At 60.2% G+C, this 14,005-nt stretch carries 14 protein-coding genes; 9 read left to right on the top strand and 5 right to left on the bottom strand.

Annotated features, from left to right (window positions below; translation table 11 throughout):
• The first annotated feature begins 98 nt into the window (after window positions 1–98).
• The 6 genes from hutI (at window position 99) to HNR62_RS07855 (ending at window position 7,518) form a co-directional block, all read left to right on the top strand.
• Window positions 99–1,304: an imidazolonepropionase gene (hutI, locus tag HNR62_RS07880; protein WP_204795537.1), complete on the top strand. Its 1,206-nt coding sequence runs from the start codon at window positions 99–101 to the stop codon at window positions 1,302–1,304.
• Window positions 1,301–2,230: a formimidoylglutamase gene (gene hutG / locus HNR62_RS07875; RefSeq protein WP_204795536.1), complete on the top strand. Its 930-nt coding sequence runs from the start codon at window positions 1,301–1,303 to the stop codon at window positions 2,228–2,230. Before hutI ends, hutG begins: the two co-directional genes overlap by 4 nt.
• A 26-nt stretch (window positions 2,231–2,256) precedes the next feature.
• On the top strand, window positions 2,257–3,954 hold the full coding sequence (gene hutU / locus HNR62_RS07870; protein WP_204795604.1) for a urocanate hydratase: 1,698 nt from the start codon (window positions 2,257–2,259) through the stop codon (window positions 3,952–3,954).
• Between the two features lie 4 nt (window positions 3,955–3,958).
• Window positions 3,959–5,491 (top strand): histidine ammonia-lyase, encoded by a 1,533-nt coding sequence (gene hutH / locus HNR62_RS07865; RefSeq protein ID WP_204795535.1) that lies wholly within the window; start codon window positions 3,959–3,961, stop codon window positions 5,489–5,491.
• A 148-nt stretch (window positions 5,492–5,639) separates the two neighbouring features.
• Window positions 5,640–6,314 carry a metal-dependent hydrolase gene (locus HNR62_RS07860; protein WP_204795534.1) on the top strand — a complete coding sequence of 225 codons (675 nt, stop codon included), beginning with the start codon at window positions 5,640–5,642 and terminating at the stop codon, window positions 6,312–6,314.
• A gap of 100 nt (window positions 6,315–6,414) precedes the next feature.
• Window positions 6,415–7,518 (top strand): phosphoribosylaminoimidazolesuccinocarboxamide synthase, encoded by a 1,104-nt coding sequence (locus tag HNR62_RS07855; RefSeq protein WP_204795533.1) that lies wholly within the window; start codon window positions 6,415–6,417, stop codon window positions 7,516–7,518.
• A 54-nt stretch (window positions 7,519–7,572) separates the two neighbouring features.
• On the opposite strand, the gene crp is transcribed toward HNR62_RS07855, so the two are convergent.
• Window positions 7,573–8,211: a cAMP-activated global transcriptional regulator CRP gene (gene crp, locus HNR62_RS07850; protein WP_204795532.1), complete on the bottom strand. Its 639-nt coding sequence runs from the start codon at window positions 8,209–8,211 to the stop codon at window positions 7,573–7,575.
• A gap of 182 nt (window positions 8,212–8,393) precedes the next feature.
• Between crp and HNR62_RS07845 the strand changes: the two genes are divergently transcribed.
• Window positions 8,394–8,798 carry an OsmC family protein gene (locus tag HNR62_RS07845; protein WP_204795531.1) on the top strand — a complete coding sequence of 135 codons (405 nt, stop codon included), beginning with the start codon at window positions 8,394–8,396 and terminating at the stop codon, window positions 8,796–8,798.
• A gap of 74 nt (window positions 8,799–8,872) precedes the next feature.
• Here HNR62_RS07845 and HNR62_RS07840 read toward each other — a convergent pair whose 3' ends face one another.
• The 3 genes from HNR62_RS07840 to HNR62_RS07830 all read right to left on the bottom strand — a co-directional run bounded on the left by HNR62_RS07840 (window position 8,873) and on the right by HNR62_RS07830 (window position 11,076).
• On the bottom strand, window positions 8,873–9,742 hold the full coding sequence (locus HNR62_RS07840) for a phosphoribulokinase (protein ID WP_204795530.1): 870 nt from the start codon (window positions 9,740–9,742) through the stop codon (window positions 8,873–8,875).
• Between the two features lie 58 nt (window positions 9,743–9,800).
• A complete protein-coding gene (locus HNR62_RS07835) occupies window positions 9,801–10,025 on the bottom strand; it encodes a YheU family protein (protein WP_204795529.1) in 225 nt (74 codons plus the stop codon).
• An 82-nt stretch (window positions 10,026–10,107) separates the two neighbouring features.
• On the bottom strand, window positions 10,108–11,076 hold the full coding sequence (locus HNR62_RS07830; RefSeq protein WP_204795528.1) for a hydrolase: 969 nt from the start codon (window positions 11,074–11,076) through the stop codon (window positions 10,108–10,110).
• A 170-nt stretch (window positions 11,077–11,246) separates the two neighbouring features.
• Here HNR62_RS07830 and HNR62_RS07825 point away from each other — a divergent pair, with 170 nt between their 5' ends.
• Window positions 11,247–11,840, top strand: a complete 594-nt coding sequence (locus HNR62_RS07825) for a LysE family translocator (protein WP_204795527.1) — start codon at window positions 11,247–11,249, stop codon at window positions 11,838–11,840.
• An 85-nt stretch (window positions 11,841–11,925) separates the two neighbouring features.
• Complete coding sequence (locus HNR62_RS07820) at window positions 11,926–13,032, top strand: 1-acyl-sn-glycerol-3-phosphate acyltransferase (RefSeq protein ID WP_204795526.1); 1,107 nt, start codon at window positions 11,926–11,928, stop codon at window positions 13,030–13,032.
• Between the two features lie 123 nt (window positions 13,033–13,155).
• Here HNR62_RS07820 and HNR62_RS07815 read toward each other — a convergent pair whose 3' ends face one another.
• Entirely contained in the window at window positions 13,156–14,004 is an 849-nt protein-coding gene (locus HNR62_RS07815) for a 23S rRNA (adenine(2030)-N(6))-methyltransferase RlmJ (protein ID WP_204795525.1), read from the bottom strand.
• Window position 14,005 lies beyond the last annotated feature (1 nt).

Here is a 14,005-nt window from a genome sequence, read left to right as displayed (position 1 = left end):
CACAGGTCAATAATTTTGGTTTTTCTGGTTTTAAATGATTGCCATATGCAAAGATAAGGATTAAATGTATATACAAATAACGCATCGAGGACGCTTTCATGAATCGGTCATCACATCGCCTCTGGGTAAATGCCTCTCTGTTTGATGGCCTGAATGGCGCCGCCGAGCCGATGGCGGTGGCGGTGCAGGCGGGCCGGATCGCCTGGCTCAAGACGATGAGTGAACTGAGCGCCGACGACAGATCCGGCTTCGAGTGTATCGATGTGGCGGGTGCCCTGATGACTCCGGGTCTGATTGACTGCCACACCCACCTGGTGTTTGGCGGCAACCGGGCCGGCGAGTTTGAAGCCCGGCTGGAAGGATCTAGCTATGAAGACATCGCCCGTGCCGGCGGCGGCATCATCAGCACGGTGTGCGCCACCCGCGCCGCCACCGAAGACGAGCTGTTCGAAAGCGCCAGGCCCCGCCTGCAGGCCCTGATGGCCGATGGCGTGACCACGGTCGAGATCAAGTCCGGTTACGGCCTGACCCTGGAAAGCGAATTGAAGATGCTGCGGGTGGCGCGCCGTCTTGGCCGCGAGCTGCCGGTTCGGGTGGTGACCACCCTGCTCGGCGCCCATGCGCTGCCGCCGGAATACAAGGACAACGCCGACGGCTACATAGATCTGGTGTGTAACCGGATGATACCGGCTGCCGCCGAAGGGCTGGCCGATGCGGTGGATGTGTTCTGCGAGAACATCGCCTTCTCGGTCGCGCAGTGCGAACGGGTCTATGCCGCCGCCAGGGCGCACGGCCTGGCCATCAAGGGGCACACCGAGCAGTTGTCCAATCTGGGCGGCAGCGCCGCCGCCGCCCGGGCCGGCGCGCTTTCGGTGGATCACATCGAATACCTGGACGAAGACGGAGTCAAGGCCCTGGCCGAGGCCGGTACCGTGGCCACCCTGCTGCCCGGCGCCTTCTTCATCTTGCGCGAGACCAGGGTGCCGCCCATCGAGCTGCTGCGGCGTTACCGGGTGCCGATGGCGCTGGCCACCGATGCCAACCCGGGCACTTCCCCCATCTTCAGCCTGAAGCTGATGCTGAACATGGCCTGCACCCTGTTTCGCCTGACCCCCATCGAGGCCCTGCGCGGTGTGACCGCCCATAGTGCCCGGGCACTGGGCTTGCAGGAAGAGGTGGGGCGTATCGCGCCCGGATTGCAGGCGGACTTTTGTCTGTGGGACACCCTTAATCCGGCGGAGCTGGCCTACAGCGTGGGTCTGCCTCGCCTCGTTCAACGCATAGTCGCTGGGGAGTGTGCATGAATATCGACATGAACATCTGGACCGGTCGCACCGATCCCGAGCCCAATACCGCCCGCTGGCACCAGCAGGTGCAGCCGTTCGGCCCCGCGGCCGAGCCGGGCTATACCCTGATTGGTTTTTGCAGCGATGAAGGGGTGCGCCGCAACAAGGGGCGAGTGGGCGCGGCTAAGGGTCCTGCCTCCCTGCGCAAGATGCTGGCGAGCCTGGCCTGGCACCAGTCGGCTCCGGTTTATGACGCCGGTGACGTGATCTGTGCAGGCGAAGAGCTGGAAGCGGCGCACCAGGCCCTGGCCAAACAGGTAGCTCAGTGTCTGGCACGGCGGCAGTTGCCCATCGTGATGGGCGGCGGCCACGAGGTGGCGTTCGGCTCCTGGAGTGGGCTGGCCCGACATCTGGCCACCCAAGAGCTGCGCCCGCGCATCGGCATCATCAATTTCGATGCCCATTTCGATCTGCGCGATCCGGGTGTTGTGGTGTCTTCCGGCACCCCCTTCGCCCAGATTGCACAAGCCTGCGAGCAGCAAGACTGGCCCTTCCAGTACGCCTGCCTAGGCGTGAGCCGGGCCTCCAATACCCGGGGCCTGTTCGACAAGGCGGAACAGCTGCAGGTACTGACCTGGGAAGACAAAACCATGACCCAGAGCCGACTGGCCGAGATGCACAGCGAACTTAACGCCTTCATCGGTCGTTGCGACCACCTGTATCTGACCCTGGATCTCGATGTGTTTCCCGCAGCCCAGGCGCCCGGTGTCAGTGCACCGGCCGCCCGGGGGGTGGCACTGGATGTGATTGAACCTTTAATTGAACAGATTATCGCCAGTGGCAAGTTGCGACTTGCCGATCTGGCCGAGCTGAACCCCGAGGTTGACGTCGACGGCCATACGGCCCGGCTGGCGGCTCGGTTAATTCATACTTTGACACTGTAGGAGGGACACTCATGTCGCAGCAAAAGATGTCGCAGCAAAAGAAGTCACAGCAAGACAAGCGTCACGATCCGGGCCGCGTGATCAAGGCGCCGACCGGCGTCAACAAGATCTGCAAGAGCTGGCTGACCGAGGCCGCCTACCGCATGCTGCACAACAACCTGCACCCGGACGTGGCCGAGCGGCCCGAAGATCTGGTGGTGTACGGCGGTATCGGCCGCGCGGCCCGTGACTGGGAGTGTTTCGACCGCATTGCCGACGTGCTGACCCGGCTGGAAGACGACGAAACCCTGCTGGTGCAGTCCGGCAAGCCGGTGGGGGTGTTCAAGACCCACGCCGACGCCCCGCGCGTGCTGCTGGCCAACTCCAACCTGGTGCCCCATTGGGCCAACTGGGAGCACTTCAACGAGCTCGACAAGAAAGGCCTGATGATGTACGGCCAGATGACCGCCGGCTCCTGGATCTATATCGGTTCCCAGGGCATAGTGCAGGGCACCTTTGAGACCTTCGTCGCCGTGGCCAGGCAGCACTTCAACGGCGAGGCAAAAGGGCGCTGGATCCTGACCGCTGGCCTGGGTGGCATGGGTGGCGCTCAGCCGCTGGCCGCCACCATGGCCGGCTTTTCCATGATTGCCGTCGAATGTGACGAAACCCGTATCGATTTCCGTCTGCGCACCCGTTATGTCGACAAGAAGGCCTACAGCCTGGATGAAGCGCTGGAGATTATCGACACGGCCAAGGCCAAGGGCGAAGCGATTTCCGTCGGTCTGCTGGGCAACGCCGCCGACGTGTTCAAGGAGCTGGTAGCGCGCAACATCACGCCGGATGTGGTCACCGACCAGACGTCGGCCCACGATCCGCTGAACGGCTACTTGCCCCAGGGCTGGACCATGGAACAGGCCGCCGAGATGCGCAAGCAGGACGAGGCCGCCGTGGTCAAGGCCGCCAAACAGTCGATGGCGGTACAGGTACAGGCGATGCTGGATCTGCAGGCGCGCGGTGCCGCTACCCTGGATTACGGCAACAACATCCGCCAGATGGCATTGGAAGAAGGCGTTGAGAATGCCTTCGACTTCCCCGGCTTCGTCCCCGCCTATGTGCGCCCGCTGTTCTGCGAAGGCATAGGCCCCTTCCGCTGGGTGGCCCTGAGTGGCGATCCACAAGACATCTACAAGACCGACGCCAGGGTGAAGGAACTGATCCCGGACAACCCGCACCTGCACAACTGGCTGGACATGGCGCGCGAGCGTATCGCCTTCCAGGGACTGCCTGCCCGCATCTGCTGGGTCGGCCTGAAAGACCGTGCCCGCCTGGCGCTGGCCTTCAACGACATGGTCAGGAACGGCGAGCTGAAGGCCCCCATCGTCATCGGCCGTGATCACCTGGACTCCGGCTCCGTCGCCAGCCCCAACCGGGAAACCGAAGCCATGAAGGATGGCTCCGATGCGGTGTCCGACTGGCCGCTGCTCAACGCCCTGCTGAACACCGCCGGCGGCGCGACCTGGGTGTCTCTGCACCATGGTGGTGGTGTGGGCATGGGCTTCAGCCAGCACGCGGGGGTGGTGATAGTAGCGGACGGTACCGATGCCGCCGCCGCCCGCCTGGGCCGGGTGCTGCGTAACGACCCGGGTACCGGTGTCATGCGCCACGCCGATGCCGGTTATGATATTGCCATCGACTGTGCCCGCGAGCAGGGTCTGGACTTGCCGATGGTTAACAAGGATTAATGTGATGACAACGCTGACGATCACCCCCGGAAAAATGACCCTGGCCGAGATGCGCCAGGTCTACGAACAGCCGGTCAAGCTCAAGCTGGATCCCGGCTGCCACGACGCCATTCAGGCATCGGTGGACTGCGTTAACCGCATGGTCGCCGAAGATCGCACCGTGTACGGCATCAACACCGGTTTTGGCCTGCTGGCCAGCACCCGTATCAAGCCGCAAGATCTGGAAACCCTGCAACGCTCTCTGGTGCTGTCCCACGCCACCGGCCTGGGCGAGCTGGTCAGCGACCAGTTGGTACGCCTGATCATGGTGCTGAAGATCAACGGCCTGGCCCGGGGTTTTTCCGGCATCCGGCTGCAGGTGCTGGACGCGCTGATGACCCTGGTCAATCACGAGATTTATCCCTGCATTCCGGGCAAGGGCTCGGTCGGCGCCTCCGGCGATCTGGCACCGCTGGCACACATGAGCTGCGTGCTGCTGGGCGAGGGGACGGCCCGTTATAAAGGCGAAGTGATCAGCGCCGGTCAGGCGCTGGAAATGGCCGGCCTCACACCGATGGCGCTGGCACCGAAAGAGGGCCTGGCCCTGCTGAACGGCACCCAGGTGTCCACCGCCTTCGCCCTGCGCGGCCTGTTCGAGGCGGAAGATCTGTTCGCCGGCGCCATCGTGATCGGTGGCCTGACCGTAGAGGCCACCCTGAGCTCGCGTCGTCCCTTTGACCCGCGTATCCATGCCATCCGTGGTCAGCAGGGGCAGATCGATGCCGCCGCCGGTTACCGCCATGTATTGGGCGAGTCCAGCGCAGTCAGCCAGTCGCACAGCAACTGTACCAAGGTGCAGGACCCTTACTCTCTGCGCTGCCAGCCTCAGGTGATGGGGGCCTGTCTGACCCAGTTGCGTCAGGCCGCCGAGGTGCTGCTGGTGGAAGGCAACGCCGTGTCCGACAACCCGCTGGTATTTGCCGACGACAACGACGTGATTTCCGGTGGCAACTTCCACGCCGAACCGGTGGCCATGGCGGCGGATAACCTGGCGCTGGCGATTGCCGAAATCGGCTCCCTGAGCGAGCGTCGGGTGTCCCTGATGATGGATACCCACATGTCGGGTCTGCCGCCCTTCCTGGTGGAAAACGGCGGCGTCAACTCCGGTTTCATGATAGCCCAGGTCACAGCCGCCGCGCTGGCCTCCGACAACAAGGCCCTGGCGCATCCGCACTCGGTCGACTCGCTGCCGACCTCTGCCAACCAGGAAGACCATGTGTCCATGGCCCCCAACGGGGGGCGACGCCTGTGGCCGATGGCGGAAAACAGCCGCGGCGTGCTGGCCATCGAGTGGCTGGCCGCCTGTCAGGGCCTGGACTTCCGCGGTGGCCTCAAGACCACGGCAGCGCTGGAAGTGGCGCGTCAGGCCCTGCGTGAAAAAGTCGGCTACTACGACAAGGACCGCTTCTTCGCGCCGGATATCGAACAGGCCGATGCCCTGCTCAAGGCCAACAGCCTGAGCCATCTGGTACCGCCGGGTCTGCTGCCCAGTCATTAACCGACCTGAGTCATGGGAGCATTTGCGGGGTTGCGTCAGGCAACCCCTTACTGACCTCGGGTGGCCCCAGAGTGACCGCTTATCCTGTTTTTTTATCCAGTATGCACATGCTACACTCGCTCCCATTTTTCAGCCGGGAAGGTGGTCGATGGCGGATTTCAGAACTCATATACAGGTGGCCTCGGTGGCCAGCGGCCTGCTGGCGGGCACCCTGGCCTGGGCGCAGCTGGTGACCCTGCCCGAGGCGGGCCTGCTGTGGCTGGCCGGCTCTCTGGGCGGCATCATGCCGGACATAGATGCCGACACGTCCCGCTCCATTCGTATCATCTTCCGTCTGTTCGGTATGCTCGGCACCGTGCTGGCATTGCTCTATGGCCGACAATATCTGCCGCTGCTCGATACCCTGGTGCTGGGGGCGGGGGCTTATGTGCTGGTGCGTTATCCCCTGTGCTGGGTTTTTGCCCGCTTTACCGTGCACAGGGGCACCCTGCATTCACTGCTGGCCAATCTGGTGTTTGCCGGTGGGGGGGTGGTGATTAGCTCCCGTCTGTTCCAGTTGCCGGACGAGCTGGCCTGGCAGGTGGGCATTTTCGTGTTTATCGGCGCCTTGATACATTTGTTGCTGGATGAGCTGTACAGCATTGATCTGGAAGGACGACGGCTCAAGAAGTCGTTCGGTACCGCGCTGAAAATCACCGAATGGCCGGCTCCGCTGCCCAATCTGCTGTTGTTGTCTCTGCTGGCGGTCTGCTGGTGGCTGGCGCCTGCGACGCCGTCTTTGTTGCTGGTGCTGGAGCGGCTATTGCCGCTTTCTCACATCTGATAAGATAGCGCCGCCGGCAGCCTCGCCCTTCCGTATAAATACAATAACCCGGCGGCGGTGTTTGGCAGCGTTTCAACACTCCACACACAGGACATACGCGATGAGTCTCGCAGACAAGGTATTGGCCGTTAACAACGACCTTCCGATCCGTACCCGGCAACCGGTGCACAGTGGCAAGGTGCGCTCTGTATACTGGCTGACCGAAGAAGACAGCCGCCGGCTGATCCGGGAAAAAGGCTATGACGTGGCCGCCGATGCGCCGCTGGCCATCATGGTGATCAGCGATCGCATCTCGGCGTTCGACTGCATCTGGCACGGCGAAGGCGGCATGCAGGGCGTGCCCGGCAAGGGCGCGGCGCTCAACGCCATTTCCAACCACTGGTTCAAGCTGTTCCGCGAGCAGGGCCTGGCCGACAGCCATATTCTGGACATTCCCCATCCCTTCGTGTGGATAGTGCAGAAGGCGACCCCGGTGAAGATCGAGGCCATCTGCCGCCAGTACATTACCGGCTCCATGTGGCGCAGCTATGCCAAGGGAGAGCGGGAATTCTGCGGTATCCGCCTGCCGGATGGTCTGCAAAAGGATCAGAAGCTGCCCGAGTTGCTGATGACCCCCTCCACCAAGGGCATTCTCACCGGGATTCCCGGCGTGCCGGAGGCGGACGACGTCAACATCAGCCGCCAGAATATCGAAGACAACTTCGCAGCCTTCAACTTTCGCAGCCAGGATGATATTGCCCGTTACGAGCGGCTGTTGAAAGAAGGCTTCGAGGTCATCAGCCGTGAGCTGGCTAAAATCGATCAGGTGTTTGTCGATACCAAGTTCGAGTTTGGCTATGTGACCGACGCCGCAGGCAACGAGAAGCTGATTTACATGGATGAAGTGGGCACCCCCGATTCATCCCGTATCTGGGACGGCCCTGCCTACCGCGAAGGCCGTATCGTGGAGAATTCGAAAGAGGACTTCCGCCAGCTATTGCTCACCCATTTTCCGGATCCGGATATTCTGCTCAATAAAGAGCGGATGCCCGAGCGGGAAGCGCTGGCGCGAGATAATGCCTTGCCGGTCGAGGTGTTGATGGATATATCCCGTACCTATGTGGGGATTGCCGAGAAGATTACCGGGCAGAAACTGGAATTATCCGATAATCCCAAGGTGGATATTATCGCCATATTGCGCGACCAGTACGGTCTGATTGATTAAATAAAAAAACCCGGGAGCTCCCGGGTTTTTTTATTATTCGCAGTAAAAGGCGGCTTAACGGGTGCCGTATACCACTATGGTTTTTCCGTGGGCGGAGATCAGGTTCTGCTCTTCCAGCATTTTCAGGATCCGGCCAACGGTTTCCCGGGAGCAGCCGACGATCTGGCCGATTTCCTGACGGGTAATCTTGATCTGCATGCCGTCCGGGTGAGTCATGGCATCCGGCTGACGGGCCAGGCTGAGCAGGGTTTCCGCGATGCGACCGGTCACATCCAGAAAGGCCAGATCGCCCACCTTCTGACTGGTGGTCTGCAGTCGCTCTGCCATCTGGGCCGACAGTCGCAGCAGGATCTCCGGGTTCACCTGGATTAGCTGACGAAACTTCTTGTAGGAAATTTCGGCCACTTCGCAGGGCGACTTGGCACGAACCCAGGCGGTCCTCAGTGGATTGTCCGTTTCTTCAAACAGCCCCAGCTCACCAATAAAATCACCCTGATTGAGATAAGACAGGATCATTTCCTTGCCGTCTTCATCCTTTATCAGCACCGAAACCGAGCCCTTGACGATATAATACAGGGTTTCGGCTTTCTCGCCCGCATGAATAAGCGAGCTTTTGGCCGGATACTTATGAATATGGCAATGTGACAAAAACCATTCCAGGGTAGGGTCACTTTGGGGCTTGCCAATAACCATGGACTTTCCTCTTGATTGACTCGGGCTGAACGCCTAGCGAGCAGGCTGCCTTGCCTAATTTAGGTAGATAATTCGCTAGCATAAAAGGCTTGTGCCTCGCCATCAAGAGCCTTGAGGCTTTTATCCTGCTCGTCGACGCCGGGGTGATAGGCTAATATGCGATTTTTCGGTGAGGAGATATTATGAAAGCCAAGGTAACCTGGTTGGAAGGGATGTGTTTCGAGGGCTTGTCCGAGTCTGGGCACAAGATGGTGCTGGACGGTACCAATCCGGGCAAGGGCGCCAGCCCGATGGAAGCGGTGCTGCTGGGCGCCGGTGGCTGCAGCGCCATCGATGTGGTGTCCATTCTGGAAAAGGGGCGTCAGCAGGTCACCGGCTGTTACGTGGAGCTGGATGCAGACCGGGCCGAGAAGCCGCCCCGGGTCTTTACCGCCATTCGGCTGCACTTTGTGGTCACCGGCCAGGATCTGGCCGAGAAGCAGGTGGCTCGCGCCGTCGAACTGTCGATGCACAAGTACTGCTCTGTGATGAAAATGCTGGAAAAGGCGGTCACTGTCGAGTCCTCCTTCGAGATCCGCAACGCCTGAGTAATCGTGAGGCGTGAAGAGTAAGGGGTGAGGAGTATCACCCCTCACACTTCACACTTCACGCCTCACTTCTGTTAACGGATCTTGCCGGTTTCCAGTAACTGCTCGAGCATGGGGCGCAGGATCAGCTCCATAACGAAGCCCATCTTGCCGCCGGGCACCACTATGGTGTTGCGTCGAGACATGAAGGAGCCGTCGATCATCGCCAGCAGGTAGGGGAAGTCGACGTTCTTGATGCCGCGAAAGCGGATCACCATCATGCTCTCGTCCGCGCTGGGAATGATCTTGGCGCTGAAAGGGTTGGAAGTATCCACCGTCGGCACCCGCTGAAAATTGATATGGGTGCGGGAAAACTGGGGCGTGATGAAATTGATGTAGTCCTCCATCGAGCGGACGATGGAGTCGGTCACCGCCTCCCGGGAGTGGCCGCGCTCGGCGGTGTCGCGGATCAGCTTCTGGATCCATTCCAGGTTGACGATGGGCACCATGCCGATCAGCAGATCCACATGTTGCGCCACATTCTGATCCTCGGTGACCACACCGCCGTGCAGACCCTCGTAAAACAGCAGGTTGGTGTCTTCCGGCAACTGTTGCCAGGGGGTAAAGGTGCCAGGCATCTGATTGAAGGGCACCGCCTCGTCGAAGGTGTGCAGGTAACGGCGAAACTGGCCGGTGCCGGTGTTGCCATACTCCTTGAAAAAGTGTTCAAGCAGTTCGAAGTCGTTGGCTTCCGGTCCGAAGTAGCTGATATGTCTGCCTTGCTCCCGGGCCCGGCGAATTGCCACATCCATCTCCGGACGGGTATAGCGGTGAAAGCTGTCGCCTTCGAGCATGGCGGCCTTGACCCCTAGCTGGGCAAACATGGACTGGAACACCTCGGTCGAGGTTGAAGTGCCGGCACCCGAGGAGCCGGTAACCGCAATAATGGGGTGCTTGGCAGACATAAGGAACCCTGAAATTGATGAAGCTGTGAATGTTTATACGCAGTGGGCCGGGGGCAGGTCAAGGTTTGTGATGGAACCGCTCCGCCGGCACTATGTTGACGCTCTCGTGTAATTCGCTGTAGACAATGATAGCGTCGCCAGATTTAAGTTGTTGTTTAACCTGAATAACTTTTTCATCCAGCGAGATGTCCCGGTCGCCGTATTCGGTGCCTTCCTGGAGTACGAACTGTTCGATCAGATTATTGAGCGTGTCTTCGCTCAATTCGGTGAAGGGAATAATCATGCTTTTTCCTGATAAGAGGGCCACTGGGTGGCCAGCCACTGTTTTACAGCCATTACTTTTCCAGCCACTGTTTTTACAGCCATTAGTTTTCCAGCCACTGTTTTTCCAGCCATTGGGGAACCCGTTGTTCCAGCCAGTAGCGAGGGCGCCAGGGCTGGCCATGCATAAAGCCGACATGGCCACCGGTGCGACTCAGTTCATAGGTGATCGCCGGCGGTAGCTCGCTGGCGTCGGGGATCACCGTATCGTTCATGAAGGGATCGTCGGCGGCGTGGATCATCAGCGTCGGTGTGCTGATCTTCGACAGCTTATAGAGACCGGAACAGCGTCGATAATAATCCTCGGCGTCGTTAAAACCGTGTATTGGCGCGGTTACCTTGTCATCGAACTCGCGCAGGCTGTTGATGCGGGCGAGGTTGCCCTGCCAGCGATGATGCGGATGTCGGCGTAGTCGTTGCTGCCAGTTGAACTTCATCCGGCCCAGCAGATAGCGCTGATAGAGGCGGGAAAAGCCCGAGTTGATGCGATCGGCACAGGCCGACAACTGCAGCGGGGCCGAAATGACCACGGCGGCACATAGGGGATGACGCTGGTGCGCCGCCAGATAGTTGATCAGCATGTTACCGCCGAGAGAATAGCCGATGGCCGCCATGGGCCGCTCCGGATAGCGCCGGCGCAGCAGCTCCAGCACATAATGCGGATCTTCGATGGCGCCGGAATGATAGGCCTGCAGGTAGCGATTGGGTTCGCCGCTGCAACCGCGAAAATGCATCAGCACCGGCTGCCAGCCCTGTGCATGCAGCGCCGCCATCATGCCCCTGGCATAATGGGACTCGACACAGCCTTCCAGACCATGAAACAGCACTATCAATGGCCGCTGTTCATCCAGTACCGGCAGCGCCCAGGCCAGATCGACAAAATCCCCGTCCGGCAGCTCCAGCCGCTCGCGGCGGGTGTCGATGCGCGAGCGATGCAGGTACTTGGCCATAATGGTCTGCACATGCGGATTACGGGCCCACCAGGGGGAATGGAATCGGCTGGGATGGATCATAGCTTCCTGTATTACACTGGGGTGGGCACGCCACCGGGGCGGTATTGATGTCGATAAACCATCAATCGACAAAACCATCAATCGACAAAACCATGCGCCGATAAAATACTGGGCGTCGAGCAGAAAATCGAGTAAAACAAGGTTCTTCCTCGTTATTTGACCGGTATATCATGGATCTCGCCCTGCTCGGCTCCGCCGCCGGCTTTGCCCTCGCCGCCTGCGGCACGCCGGGGCCCAACAACATGCTGCTCACCAGCTCGGGTACCCGCTTCGGCTACGGTCCGACCCTCAAGCTGTTGCTGGGCATTATGCTCGGCCTGCAACTGCTGATGCTGCTCACCGCCCTGGGGCTGGGACAGCTGTTTCTGCTGTGGCCGGCCCTGCAATGGGCACTCAAGGTGGCCGGCAGCGGTTATCTGTTATGGCTTGCCTGGAAGATTGGCCGCGCCAGTCCGCCCGCTGCCGGCGACAGCGAGCCGGGCATGGGCTGGCAACAAGGCGCCCTGTTTCAGTTTCTCAATCCCAAATCCTGGCTGATGGCGGTGTCGGCGATCAGCGGCTTTACCCTGGCCGGCGATCAATACTGGTGGTCGGCGGCCGGGGTGCTGGCGATATTTTTGTTGTTCGGCATCATCACCGGCCATGTCTGGGCCCTGTTCGGCATGCACCTGCGGCGCTGGCTGCATACGCCCCGGGACTGGCGGCGTTTTAATCTTTCGATGGCCATATTGACGGCAGCCAGCGTGCTGATGATCTGGCGTTAAACCGGTTTTTACGCATTATCCTTAGAGTTTGCCGCCAAAGGGTGTAAAATCTGGGCGTTTTTTGCCCCAGGACCCCAATATTGTCATGGTTTCAGACACAGATTTGTTTAAAGACATTCGTCCCTACCGGGACGACGAAGTCGCCGGCGCCATTCAGCGGCTGATCCGCGACGATGAATTTATCGGCGCCATCGCCAAATACCGCTTTTCCACCCTGTCCGGTATCGGTGGCCCCTTCATCAAGGCGTTGATCCGCCTGTATCTGAGCTGGCGCTGGCGCAAGCTCGACAGTATCCGCCAGATCCAGCAGGAAGTGGCGGTCTACATGGAAAAAATGATCTCGAGCACCACCTCGGGCGTCAGCTACTCCGGCCTGGATCAACTGGATCCTGATGGAAGCTACCTGTTCATTTCCAATCACAGGGACATAGCGCTGGACCCGGCCTTTGTTAACTGGGGCCTGCACAGCAACGGGCTGGACACGGTGCGTATCGCCATCGGCGACAACCTGCTGCGCAAGCCCTGTGCCGCCGAGCTGATGAAGCTGAACAAGAGTTTTATCGTCAAGCGTTCGGCCAAGGGCCCGCGCGAAATGATGAAGGCGTTCAGCGAACTGTCGGCCTACCTGCGCCACTCCCTCGACGACGGTCATTCCATCTGGATTGCCCAGAAGGAAGGGCGCGCCAAGGACGGTAACGATAAAACCGATCCGGCCATCCTCAAGATGTTCTACATGGAAGGCAAGCGGCAGAAAATTCCCTTCGGCGACTACATCAAGAGCCTGAACCTGGTGCCGGTTTCCATCTCTTACGAATACGATCCCGGTGATCTGGCCAAGGCGCGCGAGCTTTACGCCAAGGCGGCCCATGGCGCCTATGAGAAAAGCGAGTTCGAAGACGTGCAGAGCATAGTGCAGGGCATCGTCGGCCAGAAAGGGCGGGTCCACGTGAGCTTTGGTGAGCCGGTACGTGGCGAGTTCGACAATGCGGATCAGCTGGCGGTGGCCATCGATCGGCAGATCCACGCCAATTACCACCTCTTCCCCAGCAACCTGCTGGCCGCCGGCCAGACCGCCCAGGTGGACCCGTCGGCCGCCGAGGCATTCGAGCAGCACATGGCCCGGATCCCGGCCGAACTGCGCGAGCTGGTACTATCGATGTACGCCCGCCCGGTACTGAACAAGGGCCAGTAATCCCTTGTATTGCTAAACTGCGGAATTGAAAAAGCCGGTAAGGTTGTCATGTTGACGACCTGACCGGCTTTTTTGTGGCCGCTGAAATTCAGCTGTACAGACTCAAGACATCTAAGCTGACCGTTATCTATCCGTTTTCTTCAACCACTGCAGATTCCAGTCGGCGGCCTTGTCCTGGGCCAGGGTGTCTTTCAGCCGTGGCAGCAGCTCGGCCAGCTGTTCATCCAGCTTCCAGGGCGGGTTGAGTACCATCATACCGGAGCCGTACATGCCGAAGTCGTCGGCCTGGGCACTGACGCTGAGCTCGGCGCACAGCACCTGCTCGAAGCCGCAGTTGGCCAGCGCCTCCTTGAGGGCGCCACTGCGGTCCACGTTTTTGGCCAGTAGCGGATACCAGATGGCATAGATGCCGATGGGCCAGCGTTTATAGGCCTTGGCCAGGGTGGTGGCCACGGTGTGATAATCTTCTTTCAGCTCGTAGGGCGGGTCAATCAGCACCAGGCCACGCTTGGGCGTGGGCGGCAGCAGCGCCGGCAGGCCTTCGAAGCCGTTGCGGTGGTGAATGGCCGCCTTGGGGCCCATATTCTGGCGCAACAGATCCACTTCGTTATGATGCAGCTCCATCAGCGTCAGGCTGTCTTGCGGCCGCTGAAAGTGCTCTGCCACCTTGGGCGAGCCGGGATAGAAGTCGAGCGCATCACCCGGGTTCATGGCCTCGATGGCGGCAAAGTAACCGGCCAGTTGCGGCCACTGGCGGCGCTGCTGCCACAGGGGCGCTATGCCACCCAGGTATTCCGCCTTTTTCTGGGTCCATTCGTGATCCAGCGCATAGCCGCCGGCGCCCGAGTGGGTGTCGATGTAGCTGTAACCCTTGTCCTTGACGCACAGCGCCTCGAGGATAAAGGCCTGCACCGCGTGTTTGAGTACATCGGCGTGATTGCCGGCATGAAAGGCATGACGATAGCTAAGCATG

Origin of the sequence: Oceanisphaera litoralis, assembly GCF_016907015.1 — a bacterium.
Lineage (GTDB): Bacteria > Pseudomonadota > Gammaproteobacteria > Enterobacterales > Aeromonadaceae > Oceanimonas > Oceanimonas litoralis.
Note: the sequence above shows the minus strand (reverse complement) of the source record. Positions and strands in the feature narration are given on the sequence as shown.

Coding starts and splice junctions, on each gene's coding strand:
- hutI (WP_204795537.1), top strand. CDS start 99: ATGAATCGGTCATCACATCGCCTCTGGGTAAATGCCTCTCTGTTTGAT.
- hutG (WP_204795536.1), top strand. CDS start 1,301: ATGAATATCGACATGAACATCTGGACCGGTCGCACCGATCCCGAGCCC.
- hutU (WP_204795604.1), top strand. CDS start 2,257: ATGTCGCAGCAAAAGAAGTCACAGCAAGACAAGCGTCACGATCCGGGC.
- hutH (WP_204795535.1), top strand. CDS start 3,959: ATGACAACGCTGACGATCACCCCCGGAAAAATGACCCTGGCCGAGATG.
- HNR62_RS07860 (WP_204795534.1), top strand. CDS start 5,640: ATGGCGGATTTCAGAACTCATATACAGGTGGCCTCGGTGGCCAGCGGC.
- HNR62_RS07855 (WP_204795533.1), top strand. CDS start 6,415: ATGAGTCTCGCAGACAAGGTATTGGCCGTTAACAACGACCTTCCGATC.
- crp (WP_204795532.1), bottom strand. CDS start 8,211: ATGGTTATTGGCAAGCCCCAAAGTGACCCTACCCTGGAATGGTTTTTG.
- HNR62_RS07845 (WP_204795531.1), top strand. CDS start 8,394: ATGAAAGCCAAGGTAACCTGGTTGGAAGGGATGTGTTTCGAGGGCTTG.
- HNR62_RS07840 (WP_204795530.1), bottom strand. CDS start 9,742: ATGTCTGCCAAGCACCCCATTATTGCGGTTACCGGCTCCTCGGGTGCC.
- HNR62_RS07835 (WP_204795529.1), bottom strand. CDS start 10,025: ATGATTATTCCCTTCACCGAATTGAGCGAAGACACGCTCAATAATCTG.
- HNR62_RS07830 (WP_204795528.1), bottom strand. CDS start 11,076: ATGATCCATCCCAGCCGATTCCATTCCCCCTGGTGGGCCCGTAATCCG.
- HNR62_RS07825 (WP_204795527.1), top strand. CDS start 11,247: ATGGATCTCGCCCTGCTCGGCTCCGCCGCCGGCTTTGCCCTCGCCGCC.
- HNR62_RS07820 (WP_204795526.1), top strand. CDS start 11,926: ATGGTTTCAGACACAGATTTGTTTAAAGACATTCGTCCCTACCGGGAC.
- HNR62_RS07815 (WP_204795525.1), bottom strand. CDS start 14,004: ATGCTTAGCTATCGTCATGCCTTTCATGCCGGCAATCACGCCGATGTA.